This is a genomic window from Stenotrophomonas sp. YJH_SMC_69, from assembly GCF_059370495.1.
The window spans coordinates 83,553-104,827 of sequence record NZ_JCAFTS010000009.1 but is presented as its reverse complement, the minus strand read 5'-3'; the positions used below and the strand labels follow the sequence as shown (position 1 = coordinate 104,827).

The window sequence follows — 21,275 nt, the reverse complement described above, 5'->3', positions numbered from 1 at the left end:
GATATCCGCAGCAGGGGATCAGAGCCCTTTCCTGCGAAAAGGGGTCCGACCCCGCCTCCGACCCCATCGCCACGGAATTTGGGTACCGTAGGCGCATGAGTACCTACCACCTGCAGTCCGTGTTCCGTCCGCAGTCGGTCGCGGTGATCGGCGGCAGCCCGCGCGAGCGTTCGGCCGGGCGCGCGGTGATGCGCAACCTGCGTGGCACCGGCTTCCCCGGCAAGGTGGCGTGGATCAATCCGCGGCATGCCGAGATCGATGGCATCCGCACGGTCAAGCGGCTGAAGGACCTGGACTGGGTGCCCGACCTGGTGGTGATCACCGCACCAGCGGCGATCGTGCCGCAGGTGGTGCGCACTGCCGCCGAACGTGGCGTGCAGGCGGCGATCATCCTCACCGCGCACCTGGGCGAAGGCCCCGGTTCGTTGTCTGCACAGGTAGAGGCGGTGGCGCGCAAGCATGGCCTGCGCATCCTCGGGCCGCATTGCCTGGGCGTGATCGCGCCGCACGCGCGGCTCAATGCCAGCATCGCCGCACATTTTCCGCAGGCCGGCGACCTAGCGCTGATCTCCGAATCCTCGGCCATTGCCGCCGCGCTGGTGGAATGGGGCGTGGCGCGCTCGGTCGGGTTCTCCGCCGTGGTCTCGCTGGGCGATACGATGGACGTCGACTTCGGCGACCTGCTCGACTACTTCGCCACCGACTACCGTACCCGCGCCATCCTGCTCTACGTCGAGCAGATCAAGGACGCGCGCAAGTTCATGTCGGCCGCGCGCGCCGCCGCCCGCGCCAAGCCGGTGGTGGTGGTGAAGTCCGGCCGCGCCGAGCGCGTGCAGCCGGGCAGCCGCGATACCCATGTGCAGGCCCTGGCCCGCGCCGATGATGTGTACGGTGCGGCCTTCAACCGCGCCGGGCTGCTGCGCGTCGGTGCGCTGGACGAGCTGTTCACCGCCGCCGAATCACTGGGGCGGCTGGGCACCTTCCCTGGCCGCCGCCTGGCCATTCTCAGCAATGGTGGCGGCGTCGGCCGCCTTGCCGTGGACCAGCTGATCGCGCTGCGTGGCACGCTGGCCACCCTGTCCGACAGCACGGTGCAGAAGCTCGATGCGGTATTGCCACAGGGCTGGTCGCGCAGCAATCCGGTCGACATCGTGGTCGACGCCGATGGTGACCGCTATGCCGCGGCCATCGAAGCGCTGCTGGCCGACAACGAGAATGACGCGGTGATGGTGGTCAACGTGCCGACCGCGTTCACCTCATCGGCGGACGCCGCGCAGGCACTCACCCGCACGCTCGGCCTGCGCCCGCGCCACCACCGCGACAAGCCGGTGTTCGCGGTGTGGCTGGGCAACGACGACCAGGCCACCGCCACGCTCAACGCGGCGCGGGTGCCGACCTATCCGACCGAGGCCGAAGCCGTACGTGGCTTCCAGCATCTGGTGCGCTACCGCGAAGCGCAGAACGCGTTGATGGAAACGCCGCCCAGCCTGCCGCAGGACTTCAGCGTCGACACGGCCGCCGCGCGCGCACTGGTCGATGCCGCGCTGGCCAACGGCCAGCAGTGGCTGGACCCGCTGGCTACGCATGAACTGCTCAAGGCCTACGGCATTCCCTCCGCGCCGGTGATGCATGCGCGTGATGCGCACGAGGCGATGGACCTGGCGCAGCCGCTGCTGGAACGCGGTGCCACGGTCGCGCTGAAGATTCTCTCGCCGGATATTCCGCACAAGTCGGAAGTGGATGGTGTGCGCCTGAACCTGTCCACGCTGCCGGCGGTGCAGAGCGCGGCCAACGCGATCCTGTCGCGCGCACGCCAGCTGCGGCCGGATGCGCGTACCGACGGCCTGCTGGTGCAGCCGACCATCGTGCGTCCGAAGGCGCGCGAGTTGATTGTCGGCATCGCCGATGACGCGACGTTCGGCCCGGTGATCGTGGTCGGTCGCGGCGGCACTGCCGTCGAAGTGATCAACGACAAGGCGCTGGCGCTGCCGCCGCTGGACCTGCGCCTGGCCCACGAGCTGATTGGCCAGACCCGCGCCTCGCGCATCCTCAAGGCCTACGGTGACGTGCCGGCGGCTGACGAGCGCGCACTGGCGCTGGCGCTGGTGAAGCTGGCACAACTGGCCGCCGACATTCCCGAAGTGCGTACGCTGGACATCAACCCGTTGCTGGTCGACGGCAAGGGCATCCTCGCCCTCGACGCCCGCGTAGCGGTGGCGCCGTCGCGCATCCTGCACAAGGGCCGCGGCCATCCACGTTTCTCGGTGTTCCCGTACCCGAAGGAGTGGGAGCGCACCATCGAACTGTCCGATGGCGGCCGTGCCTTCGTGCGCCCGGTGCGGCCGGAGGACGACGCGCTGTTCCGTGCGTTCTTCGCCCGCGTCAGCGACGAGGACCTGCGCCTGCGCTTCTTCCAGTCGGTGAAGCACTTCAGCCACGAGTTCATCGCGCGCCTGACCCAGCTCGACTACGCGCGCTCGATTGCGCTGGTGGCGATCGAACCGCGCAGCGGCGAGATGCTGGGCGCGGTGCGCCTGCACGCCGATGCCGATTACCACCGTGGCGAGTACGGCATCCTGATCCGCTCGGACCTGAAGGGCCACGGCATCGGCTGGCGGCTGATGGCGATCATGATCGAGTACGCCAAGTGGCTGGGCCTGGACGTGGTCGAAGGCCAGGTGCTGCGCGAGAACAGCACCATGCTGGCGATGTGCCAGAGCCTGGGCTTCAAGACGAAGCTGGACCCGGACGACCCGACGGTGATGATGGTGACCCTGCCGGTGCAGCAGGTCGAGGTGCCCGACGTGCCATTGTAGAGCCGAGCCCACGCTCGGCTGCCTTGCATCACACGGGCACGCCTGAGCCGGGCATGGGCTCGGCTCTACAGCTTCAACGCATCGGTTCCACCACCACCGCCGTGCCATAGCACAGCACTTCGGTAAGCCCGGTCATCACATCGGTGGCGTCGTAGCGCATGCCGATGATGGCGTTGGCACCCAGCTGCCGTGCATGCTTGACCATGTCGCGGTAGGTTTCCTCGCGGGCCTGTTCGCACAGTTCGGTATAGATGGTGATGTTGCCACCGAAGATCGTCTGGATACCGCCGAGGAAGTTGCCGACGATCGAGCGCGAGCGCACGGTGATGCCGCGCACCACACCGAGGTTGCGCACGACGCGGTGCCCAGGCAGCTCGAAGGCGGTGGTGACCAGCGCATCATCGAAGCGGAGCGCGGGTGGGGTGGGGGTGCCGCTGTTGTAGGGGTCTGCCATGGTCGCGTCCGTATCGCTGCCTTCTGAGAGTCGAGCCATGCTCGACGGGCCGTGCAGCAGTCGAGCATGGCGCGACTCTACAACGCAACCGCCTGTTGCGGCATGGTTCCGTCACCGTGCTGGCGCGACAATACCCCCATGACCGACCGTATTCCCCTGCTGCTGCTGCCCGGCCTGCTCAACGATGCCGAGCTGTGGCGCGCGCAGCTGGCCGACCTGGCCGACATCGCCGACTGCACAGTAGGCGACCAGACCCGTGGCGAGACCCTGCAGGCGGTGGCCGAGGACGTACTCGCACAGGCACCGGAGCGCTTTGCGCTGGCCGGTTTCTCATTGGGCGGCTTCGTCGCCCAGCAGATCCTGCGCATTGCGCCGGAGCGCGTGCTGCAGCTGGCGCTGATCGATACCTCGATCCACGCCGATTCACCGGAACGTGCCGAGCAGCGCCGCAGCCAACGTGCCAGCGTGCGCCTGCCGGGGAAGTTCCACGGCTTCGGCGATGTGCTGATGCGCAGCTACATCGATGCGTCGCGGCTGGATGACTACGTGCTGGTGCAGCGCGTGCGCGACATGACCGCCCGCCTGGGCGCGGACGTGTTCCTGCGCCAGAGCGCGCTGGAACGCCGCGATGGCCATGATGTGCTGGCCGGCTACCGCGATCCGCTGCTGATCGTGTGCGGCGCGAACGATCGCATCACGCCGCTGGCGGTGAGCGAGGAAATGCACGCGATGGTGCCGCACTCGCAGCTGGTGGTGGTGCCTGACTGCGGGCACCTGGCACCGATGGAGAAGCCGGACGAGGTCAGTGCGGCGATGCGTGGGTGGTTGCTGCAGGGCAGGGGATGATCCCCGCCCTCTCGTAGGTGCCGACCTTGGTCGGCACGGTGTTCCAACGATCGATCAGGGCTCAGTGCCGACCAAGGTCGGCACCTACCTGTAGAGCCGAGCCATGCTCGGTTCCGGGGAGGCAGCAGCCGAGCGTGCGCTCGGCTCTACAGCACCACTGCCTCAATCCCAGGCCGGGGCGATGCCTTCCGGGTTGGCCAGGCGATGGCCGCGGTCGAGCTTGGCGATCTGTGCCATGTCTTCGTCGGTCAGGCGGATCGCTGCCGCTTCCAGGTTGCTCGCCAGGTTCTCGCGCTTGGTCGAGGACGGAATGACCGAGAAACCCTGCTGCAGCGCCCAGGCCAGCGCGACCTGCGCCGGCGTGGCCTGGTGGCGTCCGGCAATGGCCTGGATCACCGGGTCCTTGATCACCTCGCCGTAGGCCAGGCTCATGTAGGCGGTGATGTGGATGCCGTTGTCCTGCAGGAACTTCACCAGCAGGCGATTCTGCAGGTAGGGGTGGATTTCGATCTGGTTGGTGGCAATGGCACCGGCGCCGAGGATGCCGATCGCCTTGCGGGTCTGCGCGATGGTGAAGTTGGAGATGCCGATCTCGCGGGTCAGGCCCTGCGCCTTGGCTTCAGCCAGTGCGGCCAGGTACTCCTCCATCGGCACGTCGACCTTGTCGTTCGGCGATGGCCAGTGGATCAGCGCCAGGTCGACGTACTCGATTCGCAGCTTTTCCAGGCTGGTGCGCAGGCTGGCGAGCAGCGCATCGCGCTTGAACGCGGTGATCCAGACCTTGGTGGTCAGGTAGATGTCGTCGCGCGGCACGCCGGAATCGGCGATGGCCTGGCCGACCTCGGCTTCGTTGCCGTAGATCTGCGCGGTATCGATGGCGCGGTAGCCGACCGCCAGCGCGTTGCGCACGGAGTCGATCACGGTCTGGTCTTTCAGGCGGAAGGTACCGAGACCGAAGGCGGGGACAGTCATGGGGGCTCCAGCAGAGGGGGAGGGAGGCGGGAATATCCACGAAAGGGTAGGCCAGCGGCCGTGTGCATGCCGGCAACGGTGCATTGCATCGACGTGTACGACGGCAGGTGGTGGTGGGTGCGGACCGTTGGTCCGCACTGTTCATGCCGCCACCCATGCAGCGTTGGACGCGGCCGGCCAGCGGCCGGCACTCCCCCTGTCTGCGCTCGACGGTAGTGCCGGCCGCTGGCCGGCAACCGGATCAATCAAGCCGCGCGTGCCAGCCCGCCCTTCGCCGCCGCCGTGGTCGACAGGTCGAACACATCCACCGCATCGATCAGGCGGTTGGCCTGCTGCTCCAGGCTGCGCGCGGCGGCGCTGGCTTCTTCCACCAGCGCGGCGTTCTGCTGGGTCGTGCCGTCCATCTGGATCACGGTCTGGCTGACCTGTTCGATGCCCGCGCTCTGCTCCTGCGAGGCCGCGGAGATCTCGGCCATGATGTCGGTCACGCGCTGCACCGATGCAACGATCTCGGCCATGGTGTCGCCTGCCTCGCGCACGCGCTGTGCGCCATGGCCAACCTGTTCCACCGAGGCTTCGATCAGTGACTTGATCTCCTTCGCGGCTGCCGCCGAGCGCTGCGCCAGCGTGCGCACTTCGCTGGCGACCACCGCGAAGCCGCGGCCCTGTTCTCCGGCGCGTGCCGCTTCCACCGCGGCATTCAGCGCCAGGATGTTGGTCTGGAAGGCGATGCCATCGATGACGCTGATGATCTCGGCGATCTGCCGCGACGAGGTCTCGATCGCGCCCATCGTCGCCACCACCTGGCCGACCACGCTGCCACCGTGCGAGGCGACCGTATGGGCGCCGATCGCCAGCTGGTTGGCCTGGCGCGCATGTTCGGCGTTCTGGCGCACGGTGGAGGTCAGCTCCTCCATCGATGCCGCGGTCTCCTCCAGGTTGGCCGCCTGCTGCTCGGTGCGGCGCGACAGGTCATTGTTGCCGGCGGCGATCTCCGCGGCGGCGGTGTGGATGTTGCCGGAGGCGTGCTTGATGTCGGTGACGATGGTCGCCAGCTGCGTGGCGGTGGTATTGGCATCGCCGGCGATACGGGCGAACACCCCCTGGAAATCACCGTGCATGCGCGCGCCGAGACGGCCATCGGCGATCGCGCGCAGCATCGTCGAGACTTCGCCGAGGTTCAGTTCGGTAGTCTGCATCAGGCGGTTCAGGCCTTCGACCATTGCACGGAAATCATGCTCGAAGCGGGCAGTGTCGCCGCGCTGGCTGAAGTCACCGGCGGCCGCCGCCTCGGCCAGGCGGCGGATCTCGCCATTGATCAGGCCGAGGTTGTGCTTGGCCATGTCCAGCGCTTCGGTGATCACCGCCTTCTCGCCGGGCAGGCGTTCCATGTCCTGGCTGAGGTCGCCGACCGCGTAGCGGCCCATGATCGAGATCGCGCGCATCTTCACCCGGATATGCGCATCGACCAGTGCGTTGCAGTCGGCCACCATGGTGCCGAACGCGCCGGGGAAGGCAGCGGCGTCCATGCGATGGCTGATGGTGCCGGCTTCGTGCGCCTGCGCCATCGCGGCCTGTGCATCCAGCACGCTGCGCAGCGTGGATTGCACCGCCTGCATGGCCTGCGCGAGGCGACCGATCTCGTCGCGGCTGCGCACCTGTACTGCGTGCTGCAGGTCACCGGCGGCCACCGCACGCGCCGCTGCTTCCACTGCCAGCACCGGCTGCACCACCGCACGCCGCAGCCACCAGGCCAGACCGATCAGCAGCAGCACGGCGGCCAGCACGGTCAGCGCCGCGCACAGCAGCAGGGTCTGCCGGGCCTGCTGCGAACGGGACGCCACCGCCGCTTCAGCCACCTGCGTGGCGTGCGTGCTCAGCGCATCCAGAGCCATCGCCACCGGGCGATCCTTGCCGCGCACCAGGTTGTCGCCGGCCGCGGGATCGTAGCCGGCCGCGGCAAATGCCTGCAGCGCCGCGTGATAGTCCTGCTGCAGCTGCGCGTGCAGGCCAACGAACGCCTGCGCCAGCTCACGCGTGCGCGGGTCCGGGCTGGTGGCCAGACCCTTGGCCAGTTGCCCGACCAGGCGGCCTTCGCTGTCGAAGCCATCCAGGTGGCGTTGGCGCAGCGCATCGTCGTGCCCGCGCAGCAGCACGTTCTTCCATTCCTGCACCTGGCCACGGAACTCACGCTGCAGGCGTTCGGCATCGCGGCTGTGCGCGACTTCGGGCGGGACCTCGGTGGACAACTTCAACCAGGCGGAGGCCAGGCCTGCCAGCGCGCACAGCAGGACCACGGCCAAGCCAACAGAAACCGCGCCGAGCAGCTTGGACTGCAGGCGCGGAGCACGGACAGACGCATTCATCGGGAAGCACTCTCGGGAAGGGGCAATGCGGTATCGACCCGCTACGCTTCCGCTGAAGTGCGACGAACATCACATTAGCGTTTCGTTTAGTGATGTGAAGGAAGTGTTTCATAGGACAAATGTGTCCATATGGAACAAATGCGGACCCTGGACAGGGGATATAAATGTAACTAATGTAGTTACATGAAATCCGCGAACCCGCTCTCTGACGCCCTGCACGTGATGGCGCATCTGGTCGGCCAGGATGGCCCGCGCACCTCCGGGCAGCTGGCGTCCTGCCTGCCGACCCATCCGGTGGTGATCCGCCGTCTGCTGGCGCAGCTGCACAAGGCCAGCTTGGTACGCAGCACCCGCGGTCATGGCGGTGGCAGCCAGCTGGCCCGCGACGCTGCAACGATCACCCTGCATGACATCTACCTGGCCGTGGGCGCACCACCGCTGGTGCAGGTCGGCGCCCGCGACGCCGGCGGCGGCTGCCCGATCCAGCAGCTGGTCAACAGCGCGCTGCTGGAGGGGGCACGCGAGGCACAGCGGTTGCTGGAGGCGCGCCTGCGGGCGACCACGCTGGACCAGCTCGGCGCCGACTTCGCCCGCCATCTCGCCCATCACCGTTCCCTGGAAGGTCCTCATGAATCCTGATGTGCTCATCGTCGGCGGCAGCTACGCCGGCATTGCCGCCGGCCTGATCCTGGCCCGCGCCCGGCGGCCGGTCACCGTCATCGACGCCGGCTCGCCGCGCAACCGCTTCGCCAGCCATTCGCACGGGGTGCCAGGGCTGGATGGCATCAGCGGCGCCGAGCTGCTGAAGACCGCGCGCCAGCAGCTGCTGGATTACCCCAGCGTGCGCTGGGTGCATGCCGAGGCTGTGCAGGCCAACGCCAGCGCAGAGGGCGTGGAAGTACGTACCGCCGATGGCCAGGTGCTGGCCGCGCGCAAGCTGCTGCTGGCCAGCGGTATCGCCGACCAGCTGCCGGAACTGCCCGGGCTGGCCGAGCGCTGGGGCAGCACCGTGCTGCACTGCCCCTACTGCCATGGTTACGAAGTGGGTGGCGGCGCCATCGGCCTGCTTGGCGGCCATCCGATGTCCGCCGGCAAGGCGCCGCTGTTTGCCGACTGGGGCAATGTCACCTTCTTCAGCCAGGGCCTGCCGATCACCGATGAGGAACGGGCTGCCATGCAGCAGCGCGGCGTGCAGATCGAGACGTCGCCGGTGCTGGGCGTGCAGGGCGACCAGCCGACCTGGCTGGAAGTGGAGCTGGCCGATGGCCGCCGCATCGCCCAGCGTGCGCTGTTCGTACCGGCCACCCAGGCGATGGCCACGCCATTGGTGCAGCAGCTTGGCTGCACCTTGGTCGAGAGCCCGCTGGGGGTGCTGATCGAGGTCGACATGATGAAGCAGACCTCGGTGCCCAACGTGTACGCCGCAGGCGATGCGACGACGGTCGGCAACATCACCCTGGCCATGGCCGAAGGCGTGCGCGCGGGCATCGGCGTGCATCATGCGCTGGTGGCCGAAGACAGCGTGCCGCGCTGAATGTGCCGGGGTCAGATCCCTTTCGCAGAAAGCGATCTGACCCCCGACGCGACGTGCTGCTCTGGTAGAGGCCGGACTTGGCCGGCACCGCTCCGTTACCCCTTCACGCACAGCACCTGGCGCAGGGTGTGCACCACCTCGACCAGGTCCAGCTGTGCGGCCATCACATCGTCGATCGACTTGTACGCGGCCGGTGACTCGTCCAGCACGCCGCTGTCCTTGCGGCATTCCACGTGCGCGGTGGCCTCGCGGTGCTGGGCCAGCGTGATCTGCTGGCGCGCCGTGCCACGGCTCATCACCCGGCCGGCACCGTGGCTGCAGCTGTGGAAGCTGTCGGCGTTGCCCTTGCCGCGCACGATGTAGCTGCGCGTGCCCATGCTGCCGGGAATGATGCCCAGCTCGCCTTCGCGCGCACTCACCGCCCCCTTCCGGGTCACCAGCAGTTCCTGGCCGTGGTGCGTCTCCTTCTGCACGTAGTTGTGGTGGCAGTTCACCGCCATCGCTGCCAGCTGGAACTTCGGCAAGCGGTGGCGCATCTCGGCCAGCACGCGCGACATCATCGCCTCGCGGTTCTGCCGGGCGTAGTCCTGCGCCCACGACACGGCTTCGACGTAGTCATCGAACAGCGGCTCGCCTTCCATGAAGAACGCCAGGTCCTTGTCCGGCAGGTGGAAGCCGAGCACGCGCCGGGCCAGTTCCTCGCGCGCCTTCTCGATGAAGTAGGTGCCGATCAGGTTGCCGGTGCCGCGCGATCCGCTGTGCAGCATCACCCACACCGTGTCCGTCTCGTCCAGGCACAGTTCGATGAAGTGGTTGCCACCACCCAGCGTACCCAGCTGGCGGTCGAGCTTGTCGGTGCGGATTCTGCGGTGCCTGTCCTTGATCTTCTCCAGGCCGGCGGCCAGCCCGGACTGCACGAGCCGCGTGTGGATGCTGTCGGGCATGCGGTGATGCTCGCCGCCGCGTCCGTTGCCGACCGGAATGCTGCGCTCGATGCTGTTGCGCAGCTGCCGCAGGTCGTCGGGCAGGTCGTTGGCGCGCAGCGTGGTGCGTACCGCCGCCATGCCGCAGCCGATGTCGACGCCGACCGCGGCCGGGATGATCGCACCGCGGGTCGGGATCACCGAGCCGACGGTCGCGCCCTTGCCCAGGTGCACGTCCGGCATCACGGCCACCCACGGCCCGACGAACGGGATCGCGGCGATGTTGCGCAGCTGCTCATGCGCCTGCGCTTCCAGCGGCACACCGTTGACCCAGCCCTTGATCGGCGTGGTGCCCTCGGCGTGCAGCCATTGATAGTTGTGTTGAGTGTCCATGTCTTCGTGTATGTCCTTGATGGGCCGGCGGCGCGTCCCTGCGCCGCCGCTACCCCCTACCTGATCGTCACCAGCTGCTTCAGCACGCCATCCAGGCCGCCGAACACGGTGAGCGTGTCGATCTTCTCGGTGACCTTCTCCAGTGCCTCCAGCTCCTTCAAGCGCATCAGCACCGGGTTGTCCTCGATCAGCTTTGCGGTGTTGAGCTGCGAACGCGTGGCGTTGGCCTCCTCGCGGCGACGGATCACGCTGGCCTGGGCCTGCTTCTCGGCCAGCACCACGCCATTGAGGATCTCCTTCATCTCGCCCGGCAGGATCACGTCCTTGATGCCCACGCCGAGCAGCCGCACGCCGTGGCCCTCGATCGCGGCCTGCACATGGGCGGCGATCTCGCCGTCCAGCGCCGCCTTGTCGCCCAGCAGCTCGTCCAGGCTGCGCGCGGCTATCGCCTGGCGCAGGCCGAACTGCAGCTGCCGGTAGACGAACTCATCGGCATTGCTGAGCGTGCGGTGTGCACGCACCGGGTCGATCACCTGCACGGTCGCGGCCAGGTTCACCCGCAGGGTCACCTTGTCGCGGCTGAGCAGCTCCTGGCCGGACACGTCCAGCGAACGTGCACGCAGTTCCACGCGCTCCACCGACACGTTGCCGTTGAAGTTCCAGAACGCGTGCAGGCCGGCGTCCAGCGTCTGCCGCAGCGTGCCATCGATGAACAGCAGGCCGACCGACTCGCTTGGCACGGTGCTGATCACCGCCACACGCGGCAGCACGCCCAGCTGGCCCAGGCGTTGCTGCACGTCCGCCGGGATGCGCGGCTCGTCACCCAGCGCCATCACGCGTACCTGGGTGTCGACCGAACCCCGCCAGTACAGGCGGCGGCTGCCCGGCGGCAGCACTTCATCGATGCGGCCGTTGCGCAGCAACAGGCCGACTTCGGTGGCGCTGACATTGGCCAGCACGAAGTGCGTGTCCAGCGTCGCGCCCAGTGCCTCGATCAGGCTGTCCTGGTCGCTGCCGGTATAGGCCGCGCCCTTCGATGCGGTGTGGATGTCCACGTGCGGGCGGCCGCCGAACGGCGACAGGCGGTGCACGCCCGGCAGCAGCATCTGCTGGAAACGACGGTTGCGATACACCAGGCCGCGCTCGCCGTCGCCGATCACGACCTTGATGGTCCAGAACATGGGAGTCTCTCCTTGTATGGCTCTGGTGGTTCGACCCGTTGCGGATGAATCGCCATGACCCGGGTCGATCAGGTCGTGGCGCGGCCGCCTGCACACCACGTGCAGGCAGCGGAAGAGGGCGGCCATCGGCGGACGGTCCGCGCGCGGAGCCTTCGGTGCGCCGGCAGTGCTGCCATCGCCGTTCCCGGCAGGCAGCACCGGGGCGGAACGTGGCTGGCAGTGGCGGCGGGCCGGGGCCCGGCGTGCGGTCCGTTGCCTTCCACGCCCCGCCCGAAGGCGATGGCGGTGGACGGCGACGATGGCCGCTGGGGCTTGCGCCCCGGGTGTTGCTTCAAGTCATGACGTGACAGGTCATGTGGTTTGGAGTGGGAGTCGAACCCACGACAGACGGAATCAGGATCCGTTGCTCTACCCTGCTGAGCTATCCAGTTGGGAACCGCGCGGAATCGAACCGCGTACCGGCGAACCGGCGCCTGCCTCCAGCAGGCGATCCAGGCGATGGCATGTCCGCGACCTCCGGCATACGCCACGGCAACGCCGCGCGCACCAGCCCGTGATGGAAACGGGACCGTTGGAGAATCGAGGGTGCAGGCCACCGACATTATCGACGAGCGATAATGTTTTGATGCGATGCAGATAATGTCCTGGCGCAGCCGATCGCGCGAAGTAAATCCTTCGGCGGGGCGGGAGAAACCTGGGTCAGTGAGCGGCGGGTTGCCGCGCGGGGTGCAGTTCTGGCATCGCGGGTCCTTGTGCCGACGCAAACGAAAACGCCCCCGGGACTTGCGTTCCGAGGGCGTCGTCAGGCCTCGGAGATCGGGGTGGCCGATCTCCGCAGGGCGGGTATCAGGCCGTTGTCAGCTGGTCTTCCTTGCCGAACGCGCGCGCCAGCCCGTCCATGCGCAGGCATGGCAGCAGTTTGGCGATGGCGACGGAATGCGCGTTCAAGGGAAGTTTCCAGTGGTTGTTGAAACGAGGTGCGCACGATAAACCACGATTTAGTCGCGTGCAACCATTTTGTTCAATTGTTTTCTTCGCTGTTGTGCAATGCCGGCCAGCGGCCGGCACTACCGGGCCTCACGCTTCGGCGCTGGCGGCATCCAGCTGCGCGACATCCTGCACGCTCAGCGACACGTTGGCCGCTGCCAGCAGATCGTGCAGCTGTTCGACGCTGGTGGCGCTGACGATCGGCGCGGTGATCGACGGCCGCGCGATCTGCCATGCCAGTGCGATCTGTGCGGCGCTGGCATTGTGCTTGCTGGCCACGTCATCCAGCGCCTGCAGGATGCGCAGGCCGCGCGGGTTCAGATAGCGCTTCACCACCGTTTCGCCACGTGCCGGGCTCTTGGCCGCATCGGCCGGTGTGCGGTACTTGCCGCTGAGGAAGCCACTGGCCAGGGCGTAGTAGCCGATCACGCCGATCTGTTCGCGCTGCACCAGCGGTTCCAGCTCCTTCTCGTAGCCGGCACGGTCGTACAGGTTGTACTCCGGCTGCAGGGTTTCGTAACGCGGCAGCTTGTAGTCGGTGGACACCTTCAGCGCATCGGCCAGGCGCGTGGCGCTGTAGTTGGAGGCACCGATGGCGCGCACCTTGCCGGCTTCGATCAGGCGGCCGAACGCGGCCAGGGTCGCTTCCAGTGGCGTCGACTCATCATCCTCGTGGGCCTGGTACAGATCGATCACGTCGGTCTGCAGGCGGCGCAGCGAATCCTCGACCGCCGCATTGATGTTGTCCGGGGTCAGGCCGGGGCGTTCGGCCCATTTGGCCACCTTGGTCGCCAGCACCACCTTGTCGCGCTTGCCGCTGCGCGCGAACCATTTGCCGATCAGCGTTTCCGATTCGCCGCCGGTGTTGCCCGGCACCCAGGCCGAATACACATCGGCGGTGTCGACCAGGTTGAAGCCGGCGTCGACGAAGGCATCGAGCAGGGCGAAGCTGGCCTTCTCATCGGCGCTCCAGCCGAACACGTTGCCACCGAAGGCGAGCGGACGTACATGCAGGCCGGAACGGCCCAGTTCGCGGGTTGCCGTCATGGGCACGGACTCCTTGGGGGAAGTGCTCCAGAATAGAACGCGTAGTGTGACCGTGCTGCGGCGGCGACCACAAAACAGTGTTCCGCGATACGCACGCGGCTAACGTTTTGTGAACACCTGGGGCGCCGCGGCTGCTAGTCTCGCCGCATCTTCCGCTGGAGTCGCTCCGATGATGCCTGCTTCGTCCCTGCGTGGTTGCCGCCTGCTGCTTGCTTCGGCCCTGCTTGCCGCTGTTCCCGCGTTTGCCGCACCGGCCACGGTCGCGCCGGCGAAGATCCAGGTGTCGCCGGCCATCGACGCGGCGGTGAAGGCGCCCACCCGCGATGCCAACAACGTCAAGCGCGACGGTTTCCGCCACCCGGCGCAGACGCTGTCGTTCTTCAAGGTGACGCCGGAAAAGACCGTCATCGAGATCACCCCCGGCAACGGCTGGTACTCGGAGATCCTGGCGCCGCTGCTGCACGACAAGGGCCACTACGTTGCTGCGGTGGTCGATCCGATGGCGGTGCCCGAAGGCCGCGGCCGTGACTACCAGCAGCGCAGCCGCGACAGCCTGGAAAGGAAGTACGCCGCTGCACCGGCACAGTTCGGCAAGACTGCCGTGGTCGCCTACGATCCGGCCAAGCCGGTGTTCGGCCCGGCCGGTTCAGCCGATGTGGTGCTGACCTTCCGCAACGTGCACAACTGGCGCAAGGCCGGCCAGGCGCAGGGCATGTTCCAGGGCTTCTTCAACGTGCTCAAGCCGGGCGGCGTGCTGGGCGTGGTCGAGCACCGCGCCAAGGCCGACGTGGCTGACGACGATGACACCGGCTATGTCGGCCAGCAGCAGGTGATCGCGATGGCCGAGGCCGCCGGCTTCAAGCTGGACGCGCGCAGTGAGGTCAACGCCAACCCGCGCGACACCAAGGACCACCCGAACGGCGTGTGGACGCTGCCGCCGACCAACCAGCACGACAAGGCCGATGATGCGAAGTACCAGGCGATCGGCGAAAGCGACCGCATGACCCTGCGCTTCATCAAGCCGTAAGAGGGGTGCCGGGCTGGCGCATGCTGACTCTGTAGAGCCGAGCCCATGCTCGGCTGCTGTTGCGTTCCGCCGTGCTGTGCGCGATGAGCCGAGCATGGGCTCGGCTCTACAGCCGAGTGGCGCGTGGCGCGGCATGGGACAATGCGCCACCCGCTGACTGCCTTGCCCGCAATGCTGATCGCCTTCAACAAGCCCTTCAACGTGCTCTGCCAGTTCACCGACCGCAGCGTACCGCCGCGGCCGACGCTGGCCGGGTTCGGCCTGCCGCCGCGCGTGTATGCCGCCGGTCGCCTGGACCATGACAGCGAAGGCCTGCTGCTGCTGACGGATAACGGCACGCTGGCGCACACGTTGACCGACCCGAAGCACAAGGCCGACAAGACCTACTGGGTGCAGGTGGAAGGCACGCCCAGCGATGAGCAGCTGCAACGGTTGCGCGATGGGGTGGAGCTGAATGACGGGCCGACCTTGCCGGCGAAGATCGAGCGCCTCGATCCGGCGCCGTCGCTGTGGACACGCGATCCGCCGGTGCGCTTCCGCAAGACCGTGCCCGATGCCTGGCTGGCGATCACGATCCGCGAGGGCCGCAACCGCCAGGTGCGGCGGATGACCGCGGCAGTGAACCTGCCAACGCTGCGGCTGGTGCGGGTGGCGATGGGGCCCTACCGGCTGGACGACCTGCAGCCGGGGCAGTGGCGGCAGATCGGTTGAAACAGAAAGGGCCGGATACCTCGCGGCATCCGGCCCTCTCGTAGCTGGTAGGGTCAGAGCCGTTCCTGCGGAAGGGGTCTGACCCGGGCAGCTTCACGCGTCGCTGCCGATATCGCTGTGCTCGTCCACCACGGTGTCGTTGCGGCGGTCGCGTGCGTTGATGCGCTGCGCCTGCCCATTCACCACGTGGCCATTGGCAGCCTTCTTCTTCTGCTGCTTGCGGTACAGCGCATAGCCCAGCAGGCCGACGCCGACGGCAGCCGCGGCAATGGTCACGGCCGGGTTGCGGCGGGCGAACTTGGTGGCGACCTTGCCGCCGGTCTTCACTGCGCCGAGGGCGGCGCCGGTCTTGATCCAGTCCGCGTTGCGCAGGCTGCCACCGGCGCTCTTCAGGCCATCGCCGGCGGTGTGGGCCAGCTCCAGGGCGCGCTCCAGAGCGCGGTCGGTGATTACGGTCAGCTTGCTCATGCGGGGGTCCTTTGCCTCGGGTCGAAGTCCAGTGTCGCGTGTTGCCCGTAAACGGTATGTCAGTCGGGGACGCACGTGGTGTGACTTTACCGCAGCCATTCAGGATCAGGCAGGCTCCGCACCCGGTAGTGCCGGCCGCTGGCCGGCAATGCTCTCCGCCTGGTGCCAGGGGGCTGCCGGCCAGCGGCCGGCACTACCAATCAGGTTCCGCGCGGCTTGGCCCGGTGCGTGGCCGTCGCCGTCCACGGATCATCCGGCCATGGGTGGCGCGGGTAACGGCCCTTCATCTCCTTTTTCACTTCGGCGTAGGTGCTTTCCCAGAAGTTGCGCAGATCCTGGGTGACCTGCAGCGGGCGGCCGCCGGGGGAGAGCAGGTGCAGGGTCAGCGGCACGCGGCCATCGGCGATGCGCGGCGTGTCGGCCAGGCCGAACAGTTCCTGCAGCTTCACCGCCAGCACCGGCGGCAGCGGATCGCCGCTCTCGCTGTCCAGCGCATAGGTGATCGGCCGCTCCAGTCCGGACGGCACGGTGATGCGGGTCGGCGCATGACGCTCGACCAACTGCCGTTGTGACCACTCCAGTGGCGATTTCAGCGCCTCGCCGAAGCTGGATTCATCCAGCGCATCCAGTCGCGTCCTGCCGGCGAACGCGGGCTGCAGCCATTGTGCGCGCGTGGCCAGCAGGGCATCGTCGCTGCAGTCGGGCAGGCCGAGCTCGGGCATCCAGCGCCGCAGCGATTCCACCCGTGCCTGCCACTGGCGCAGGCCCTCGGTCCACGGCAGCGCCTGCAGGCCGAGCTCGGCCACCGCATCGGTCAGCGCCTGCGCGGCGTGCTGCGGATCGACCCGGCCGGCCGAGCGGCTGTCCAGCACGATCCGGTCGAAACGGGTCTCGCGCAGCGCCACCAGGGCGCGTCGCTCGCTGTCCCAGCGCACCACGTCTTCGGTGACGAAGCGCTCCGGCCATGCCTTGCGCAGCTGGCCTTCATCCACCGGTGCGGCACGCAGCAGCAGCGCATCGCGCGCCTCGAAGCGCAGTTCGCTGGCCACCAGCCACGGCTCACCGCGCAGGTCACTCAGTTCGTGCAGGCGCGCGCTGCGGCCATTGGCCAGCAGGTAGCGCAGCGGATCGCCGGGATGCTGGAAACCGATCCGGTCGGGAAAGGCGTGTGCAAGCAGATCGCCCAGTTCGTGCGCCTCGATGCTGGCCGGCGGCGTAGCCTCGCAGCGCAGGCGGCGACGCCACTGCTTGGCGGCGGCATCAATGGCGGCCAGCCCGCTGCGGTTGGCATCGCCCGGCGCGCGGCCAGTGCGGAACGCGGCCAGTGCGCGCCAGCGGGCCGCCAGCGCGTCACCGCCCTGGCGCAGCGGGTCGCGCGCTTCCAGCAGGGCGGCCAGATCGGCGGCCAGCGCCTGCGCGCGGGCATCGGGCGCTGCCAGCAGCATCGCCGCCATCCGCGGGTGCGTACCCAGCGCCAGTACACGGCGCCCGAGTGCGGTGATCGCGCCCGAGTCCGACAGTGCACCCAGGCGCTGCAGCAGCTCGCGCGCCGCACCCATCGGGCCGGCTGGTGGCGGGTCGAGGAAGCGCAGGTCGCTGCTGCCCCACGCGGCCAGTTCCAGCGCCAGTCCGGCCAGTTCCACCTGGTCGATCTCCGCGCGGCGCTGCGGCTCCAGCCGCTGCGACTGCGGCCACAGCCGCCAGGCCACGCCCTCGGCCACCCGACCGGCACGGCCCGCGCGCTGGTCGGCCGACGCCTGCGCGATGGCCACCACGTCCAGCCGGGTGAAGCCGCTGTTGGGGTCGTAGCGCGGCTCGCGCGCCTGGCCGCTGTCGATCACCACGCGCACGCCGGGCAGGGTCACCGACGACTCGGCCACGTTGGTCGCCAGCACCACGCGACGGCGGCCATCGCTGGCGGCCTGCAACACGCGCGCCTGTTGTTCGACCGGCAGCTCGCCATGCAGCGCCAGCACCTCGACGTTGCCATCGAGTGACTCCTGCAGGCCGGCCTGGACGCGCGCGATCTCGCGCTGGCCGGGCAGGAACACCAGCAGGTCACCGGGGTGCTCGGCCAGTGCCTGCTGCACCGCGCGGCGCACCTGCAGTTCCAGGGCTTCATCGCGGCGCGCCGGGAAGTGGCTGATCGCCACCGGATAACTGCGGCCCTCGCTGCTCAGCCGCGGCGCATCGAGGAAGCGTGCCAGCCGCTCGCCGTCCAGCGTGGCCGACATCACCACCAGGCGCAGGTCGTCGCGCAGCTGCGCCTGCACGTCCAGCGCCAGCGCCAGGCCCAGATCCCCACTGAGATGGCGCTCGTGGAATTCATCGAACAGGATCGCGCCGACGGTTTCCAGCATCGGGTCGTCCTGCAGCATCCGGGTCAGGATGCCCTCGGTGACCACCTCGATGCGGGTGCGCGCGGATACCTTGTTCTCGAAGCGGATGCGGTAGCCGACCGTGCCGCCGACCTCCTCACCCAGCTGCCGTGCCATGAACAGCGCCGCGCTGCGCGCGGCGACCCGGCGTGGTTCCAGCAGAATGATCTTGCGGCCCTGCAGCCACGGCGCGTCGAGCAGCGCCAGCGGCACCTGGGTGGTCTTGCCGGCACCGGGCGGGGCCTCCAGCACCAGCCGTGGTTGCACGGCCAGCTGCTGCTGGATCTGCGGCAGCAGCGGGGAAATCGGGAAGAGCGGGGCGTTCATATGCAAAGGATAAGGGGCCACGGCAGGCGCAGGTACAATGCGCGGGCACTTTTCCCCCGCGATGACCATGCACCTGATCGATATCGGCGCCAACCTGACCCACGACTCCTTCGACCGCGACCGCGATGCCGTGCTGGACCGCGCGCGCCAGGCCGGCGTGGTGCAGATGGTCATCACCGGTGCCAGCCGCGAGCACTCGCCACTGGCCCTGCAGTTGGCCCAGCAGCACCCCGGCTTCCTGTACGCCACCGCCGGCGTGCACCCGCACCACGCGGTGGAATACACCGAGGAATGCGATGCCGAAATGCGCGCGCTGCATGCCCACCCGGAAGTAGTGGCGGTGGGGGAGTGCGGGCTGGACTACTTCCGCGATTTCTCGCCGCGCCCGGCCCAGCACCGCGCGTTCGAGCGCCAGCTGCAGCTGGCCGCGGACAATGGCAAGCCCCTGTTCCTGCACCAGCGCGATGCGCATGCCGATTTCATGGCACAGATGAAGAACTTCGAAGGCCGCATCGGCCCGGCGGTGGTGCATTGCTTCACCGGTGAGCGTGACGAGCTGTTCGACTACCTGGACCAGGACTGGTACATCGGCATCACCGGCTGGCTGTGCGACGAGCGCCGTGGCGCGCACCTGCGCGAACTGGTGAAGAACATCCCGGCCAACCGCCTGATGATCGAGACCGACGCACCGTACCTGCTGCCGCGCACGCTGAAGCCGATGCCGAAGGACCGCCGCAACGAACCGATGTTTCTCTCGCACATCGTGGAAGAACTGGCGCGTGACCGTGGCGAGGACGTGGCAGTTACCGCCGCGAATGCAACGGCCGCGACGCGTACGTTCTTCCGCCTGCCCGGCGCAGGTTGATGGTAGTGCCGGCCGCTGGCCGGCAACACGGTTGATTGCCGGCCAGCGGCCGGCACTACCGGAGCAGGTCGCGCAGGCCCTCACGGTAGCTGGGGAACCGCGGCGCCCACGCCAGTGCTTCACGCGTGCCACGGCTGTCGATGCGCTTGTTGCTCTGGTAGAAGCGTCGCAGGGTCGGGCTGAGTGCAGGGTCGTCCCATGCCACGGCAGGTGGCATCGCAAACCCGCCCAGCTGCGCGGCGAAGGCCAGTACCTCCTGCGGCGGTGCCGGCTCGTCATCGGCCGGCAGATACAGGCCATCCACGCACGGCCGCTGCATCGACGCGATAACGACCGTCACCAGGTCATCCACGTGCAGCCGGTTGAATAGCAGCCCGGGACGCACTACGTGGCGGGCACGTCCCTGCGCCAGCTGCAGCAGCGCATTGCGCCCCGGCCCGTACAGGCCGGGCAGGCGGAACACTGCCGATGCGATGCCGCGTTCTCCTGCAAGCGCACGCCATTGCGCTTCGGCCCGCAGGCGCTGCACGCCGGCTGCTTCAGTGGCATCGGCTGCGCTGCGCTCGTCGACCCAGCCGCCGGCGCGGTCGGCATACACCGAGGTGGACGACAGATAGCCCACCCAGCGCAATGCCGGGCTGGCCCGCAGCGCGGGCAACAGCAGGCGCAGTGCAGGATCGCCATCGGCGTCGGGTGGCACACTGCACAGTACGGCCTCGGCCTGCGCGATCTCATCGAGCAGGGCGAGCGATGGCGTGGCATCGGCACCCAGCGGATGGCGACGCAGACCATCGCGTGGTGCCGATGCGGGATCGCGTACCGTGCCGGCGACGTGTGCGCCCAATGCCTGCAGATGTCGGGCCATCGCACCGCCACTCCAGCCCAGCCCGAGGATCAGCACCCGCGAGGGCGATGCACTGGCGGCGGAGATGATGCTCACGCGCCGCGCAGTGCCTGGTAGGCCTGCAGGCTGCTGTAGGCGACCTGCAGCAGCAGGGCTTCCTGGTCGGCCTTGCGCGCGCGGGCCAGCATGTCGCCGACGATCTGTTCGGCCTCCACCTGTTGGCCGGCTTCCAGGTCACGCAGCATCGATGCCTTCAGTGCCGAGCCGGCCTGGGTCAGGGTGTCGCGCGCGGTGTCCTGCGCGGCCACGGGAACCGGTTCACCGGCGGCTTCGGCCACGGCCAGGCATTCGTCGTACAGGCCGCGCACGATCGCCTCGCCATCATCGGTGGCAACGATGGTGCCGATGTCGGCGCGCAGCAGGCAGGTCGCCGCCGCCAGCGCGGTAAGGAAGGTGTACTTGATCCATTGTTCCTGGCCGATGTGTTCGCTGGCCAGGTGATCAAGATGGGCCTGCGCGCAGACCGCAGCGAAGGCGCGCACGCGCGCCGAGGCCGCGCCGCTGTCGCGCTCGCCGAAGGTGAGCTTGGCCGGTTTGCCCAGGTGCAGCACCGCACCGTCGGGGGCCTTGGTGGCGCTGATGAAGCACAGGCCACCAAGCACGGCGTCGCGGCCGAAGCGCGCGTCCAGTGCGTTGTAGTGATGCAGGCCGTTGAGGATCGGCAGCACGGTGGTGCCTGCGCCCACGGCCGGGGCAATGGCGTCGATCGAGCTGTCCAGGTCGTAGGCCTTGCAGCTGAGGATGACCAGGTCGAACGGCTTCTGCGCGGCCAATGCGGGCAGTGCATCAGCGGTGACATGCTGCACGGGTAAGCTGGCATCGCCGAGCGGGCTGCGGATGACCAGGCCGTCGCGATCCAGCTGGGCGGCGCGCGCGGGGCGCACGAGGAAGGTCACGTCCACACCGGCCTGGGCCAGGCGACCACCGAAGTAACCGCCGGTACCGCCGGCGCCGAGGATCAGGATGCGCATTGCACGTTCACCGTGTTCTGGGGAATCAGGATTTCGATTGTGCCGGAGATCGCGGCCAACGGCGGTGCCACTCGTGGTGGTTCGCGGAAAGCACGGTTCAGTGGG

The 21,275-nt window shown here is 68.3% G+C and carries 17 protein-coding genes and 1 tRNA gene; 7 read left to right on the top strand and 11 right to left on the bottom strand.

Features of this window, described 5'->3' with window-relative positions; translation table 11 throughout:
- The first annotated feature begins 95 nt into the window (after nucleotides 1-95).
- Nucleotides 96-2,816 carry a bifunctional acetate--CoA ligase family protein/GNAT family N-acetyltransferase gene (locus tag AC5P8F_RS15775; RefSeq protein ID WP_111205364.1) on the top strand — a complete coding sequence of 907 codons (2,721 nt, stop codon included), beginning with the start codon at nucleotides 96-98 and terminating at the stop codon, nucleotides 2,814-2,816.
- A 73-nt stretch (nucleotides 2,817-2,889) separates the two neighbouring features.
- On the opposite strand, the gene AC5P8F_RS15770 is transcribed toward AC5P8F_RS15775, so the two are convergent.
- Entirely contained in the window at nucleotides 2,890-3,270 is a 381-nt protein-coding gene (locus tag AC5P8F_RS15770) for a YbjQ family protein (RefSeq protein ID WP_049442059.1), read from the bottom strand.
- A 138-nt stretch (nucleotides 3,271-3,408) separates the two neighbouring features.
- Here AC5P8F_RS15770 and AC5P8F_RS15765 point away from each other — a divergent pair, with 138 nt between their 5' ends.
- Nucleotides 3,409-4,116, top strand: coding sequence for an alpha/beta fold hydrolase (locus AC5P8F_RS15765; RefSeq protein WP_032960593.1), 708 nt, complete (start codon nucleotides 3,409-3,411; stop codon nucleotides 4,114-4,116).
- A 162-nt stretch (nucleotides 4,117-4,278) separates the two neighbouring features.
- Here AC5P8F_RS15765 and dkgB read toward each other — a convergent pair whose 3' ends face one another.
- Together dkgB and AC5P8F_RS15755 are read right to left on the bottom strand one after the other, a co-directional pair.
- Nucleotides 4,279-5,088, bottom strand: coding sequence for a 2,5-didehydrogluconate reductase DkgB (gene dkgB, locus AC5P8F_RS15760; RefSeq protein ID WP_495228528.1), 810 nt, complete (start codon nucleotides 5,086-5,088; stop codon nucleotides 4,279-4,281).
- 245 nt (nucleotides 5,089-5,333) lie between these two features.
- Nucleotides 5,334-7,454: a methyl-accepting chemotaxis protein gene (locus AC5P8F_RS15755; protein ID WP_134809416.1), complete on the bottom strand. Its 2,121-nt coding sequence runs from the start codon at nucleotides 7,452-7,454 to the stop codon at nucleotides 5,334-5,336.
- Between the two features lie 183 nt (nucleotides 7,455-7,637).
- Here AC5P8F_RS15755 and AC5P8F_RS15750 point away from each other — a divergent pair, with 183 nt between their 5' ends.
- Nucleotides 7,638-8,093 (top strand): Rrf2 family transcriptional regulator, encoded by a 456-nt coding sequence (locus AC5P8F_RS15750; protein WP_014648823.1) that lies wholly within the window; start codon nucleotides 7,638-7,640, stop codon nucleotides 8,091-8,093.
- Complete coding sequence (locus AC5P8F_RS15745; protein ID WP_046433157.1) at nucleotides 8,083-8,988, top strand: NAD(P)/FAD-dependent oxidoreductase; 906 nt, start codon at nucleotides 8,083-8,085, stop codon at nucleotides 8,986-8,988. The genes AC5P8F_RS15750 and AC5P8F_RS15745 overlap by 11 nt, the downstream gene beginning before the upstream one ends.
- 95 nt (nucleotides 8,989-9,083) lie before the next feature.
- Here the strand turns inward: AC5P8F_RS15745 and AC5P8F_RS15740 are convergent, their stop codons facing one another.
- The 4 genes from AC5P8F_RS15740 to AC5P8F_RS15725 all read right to left on the bottom strand — a co-directional run bounded on the left by AC5P8F_RS15740 (nucleotide 9,084) and on the right by AC5P8F_RS15725 (nucleotide 13,519).
- Nucleotides 9,084-10,304 carry an RtcB family protein gene (locus tag AC5P8F_RS15740; protein WP_014648821.1) on the bottom strand — a complete coding sequence of 407 codons (1,221 nt, stop codon included), beginning with the start codon at nucleotides 10,302-10,304 and terminating at the stop codon, nucleotides 9,084-9,086.
- Between the two features lie 56 nt (nucleotides 10,305-10,360).
- Entirely contained in the window at nucleotides 10,361-11,485 is a 1,125-nt protein-coding gene (locus AC5P8F_RS15735; protein WP_014648820.1) for a slipin family protein, read from the bottom strand.
- Between the two features lie 356 nt (nucleotides 11,486-11,841).
- Nucleotides 11,842-11,914, bottom strand: a tRNA-Gln gene (locus AC5P8F_RS15730).
- Nucleotides 11,915-12,562: 648 nt separating this feature from the next.
- Nucleotides 12,563-13,519, bottom strand: coding sequence for an aldo/keto reductase (locus tag AC5P8F_RS15725; RefSeq protein WP_053495507.1), 957 nt, complete (start codon nucleotides 13,517-13,519; stop codon nucleotides 12,563-12,565).
- A 169-nt stretch (nucleotides 13,520-13,688) separates the two neighbouring features.
- On the opposite strand from AC5P8F_RS15725, the gene AC5P8F_RS15720 reads away from it, so the two are divergent.
- Complete coding sequence (locus AC5P8F_RS15720; protein ID WP_046433148.1) at nucleotides 13,689-14,546, top strand: class I SAM-dependent methyltransferase; 858 nt, start codon at nucleotides 13,689-13,691, stop codon at nucleotides 14,544-14,546.
- 171 nt (nucleotides 14,547-14,717) lie between these two features.
- On the top strand, nucleotides 14,718-15,257 hold the full coding sequence (locus AC5P8F_RS15715) for a pseudouridine synthase (RefSeq protein ID WP_014648817.1): 540 nt from the start codon (nucleotides 14,718-14,720) through the stop codon (nucleotides 15,255-15,257).
- 93 nt (nucleotides 15,258-15,350) lie between these two features.
- Here AC5P8F_RS15715 and AC5P8F_RS15710 read toward each other — a convergent pair whose 3' ends face one another.
- On the bottom strand, nucleotides 15,351-15,725 hold the full coding sequence (locus AC5P8F_RS15710; RefSeq protein WP_005411574.1) for a hypothetical protein: 375 nt from the start codon (nucleotides 15,723-15,725) through the stop codon (nucleotides 15,351-15,353).
- Nucleotides 15,726-15,925: 200 nt separating this feature from the next.
- Nucleotides 15,926-18,430 (bottom strand): ATP-dependent helicase HrpB, encoded by a 2,505-nt coding sequence (hrpB, locus tag AC5P8F_RS15705; protein WP_046433145.1) that lies wholly within the window; start codon nucleotides 18,428-18,430, stop codon nucleotides 15,926-15,928.
- 67 nt (nucleotides 18,431-18,497) lie between these two features.
- Here hrpB and AC5P8F_RS15700 point away from each other — a divergent pair, with 67 nt between their 5' ends.
- Entirely contained in the window at nucleotides 18,498-19,295 is a 798-nt protein-coding gene (locus AC5P8F_RS15700; RefSeq protein ID WP_046433165.1) for a TatD family hydrolase, read from the top strand.
- Nucleotides 19,296-19,350: 55 nt separating this feature from the next.
- Here the strand turns inward: AC5P8F_RS15700 and AC5P8F_RS15695 are convergent, their stop codons facing one another.
- Together AC5P8F_RS15695 and panE are read right to left on the bottom strand one after the other, a co-directional pair.
- Complete coding sequence (locus tag AC5P8F_RS15695; protein ID WP_495228575.1) at nucleotides 19,351-20,160, bottom strand: Rossmann-fold NAD(P)-binding domain-containing protein; 810 nt, start codon at nucleotides 20,158-20,160, stop codon at nucleotides 19,351-19,353.
- 71 nt (nucleotides 20,161-20,231) lie between these two features.
- Nucleotides 20,232-21,170: a 2-dehydropantoate 2-reductase gene (gene panE, locus AC5P8F_RS15690; protein WP_495228526.1), complete on the bottom strand. Its 939-nt coding sequence runs from the start codon at nucleotides 21,168-21,170 to the stop codon at nucleotides 20,232-20,234.
- Nucleotides 21,171-21,275: the final 105 nt, after the last annotated feature.

What these genes read in the sequence shown, in the direction of transcription:
- AC5P8F_RS15775 (WP_111205364.1), top strand. Translation starts at nt 96, where the DNA reads ATGAGTACCTACCACCTGCAGTCCGTGTTCCGTCCGCAGTCGGTCGCG.
- AC5P8F_RS15770 (WP_049442059.1), bottom strand. Translation starts at nt 3,270, where the DNA reads ATGGCAGACCCCTACAACAGCGGCACCCCCACCCCACCCGCGCTCCGC.
- AC5P8F_RS15765 (WP_032960593.1), top strand. Translation starts at nt 3,409, where the DNA reads ATGACCGACCGTATTCCCCTGCTGCTGCTGCCCGGCCTGCTCAACGAT.
- dkgB (WP_495228528.1), bottom strand. Translation starts at nt 5,088, where the DNA reads ATGACTGTCCCCGCCTTCGGTCTCGGTACCTTCCGCCTGAAAGACCAG.
- AC5P8F_RS15755 (WP_134809416.1), bottom strand. Translation starts at nt 7,454, where the DNA reads ATGAATGCGTCTGTCCGTGCTCCGCGCCTGCAGTCCAAGCTGCTCGGC.
- AC5P8F_RS15750 (WP_014648823.1), top strand. Translation starts at nt 7,638, where the DNA reads ATGAAATCCGCGAACCCGCTCTCTGACGCCCTGCACGTGATGGCGCAT.
- AC5P8F_RS15745 (WP_046433157.1), top strand. Translation starts at nt 8,083, where the DNA reads ATGAATCCTGATGTGCTCATCGTCGGCGGCAGCTACGCCGGCATTGCC.
- AC5P8F_RS15740 (WP_014648821.1), bottom strand. Translation starts at nt 10,304, where the DNA reads ATGGACACTCAACACAACTATCAATGGCTGCACGCCGAGGGCACCACG.
- AC5P8F_RS15735 (WP_014648820.1), bottom strand. Translation starts at nt 11,485, where the DNA reads ATGTTCTGGACCATCAAGGTCGTGATCGGCGACGGCGAGCGCGGCCTG.
- AC5P8F_RS15725 (WP_053495507.1), bottom strand. Translation starts at nt 13,519, where the DNA reads ATGACGGCAACCCGCGAACTGGGCCGTTCCGGCCTGCATGTACGTCCG.
- AC5P8F_RS15720 (WP_046433148.1), top strand. Translation starts at nt 13,689, where the DNA reads ATGATGCCTGCTTCGTCCCTGCGTGGTTGCCGCCTGCTGCTTGCTTCG.
- AC5P8F_RS15715 (WP_014648817.1), top strand. Translation starts at nt 14,718, where the DNA reads ATGCTGATCGCCTTCAACAAGCCCTTCAACGTGCTCTGCCAGTTCACC.
- AC5P8F_RS15710 (WP_005411574.1), bottom strand. Translation starts at nt 15,725, where the DNA reads ATGAGCAAGCTGACCGTAATCACCGACCGCGCTCTGGAGCGCGCCCTG.
- hrpB (WP_046433145.1), bottom strand. Translation starts at nt 18,430, where the DNA reads ATGAACGCCCCGCTCTTCCCGATTTCCCCGCTGCTGCCGCAGATCCAG.
- AC5P8F_RS15700 (WP_046433165.1), top strand. Translation starts at nt 18,498, where the DNA reads ATGCACCTGATCGATATCGGCGCCAACCTGACCCACGACTCCTTCGAC.
- AC5P8F_RS15695 (WP_495228575.1), bottom strand. Translation starts at nt 20,160, where the DNA reads ATGGCCCGACATCTGCAGGCATTGGGCGCACACGTCGCCGGCACGGTA.
- panE (WP_495228526.1), bottom strand. Translation starts at nt 21,170, where the DNA reads ATGCGCATCCTGATCCTCGGCGCCGGCGGTACCGGCGGTTACTTCGGT.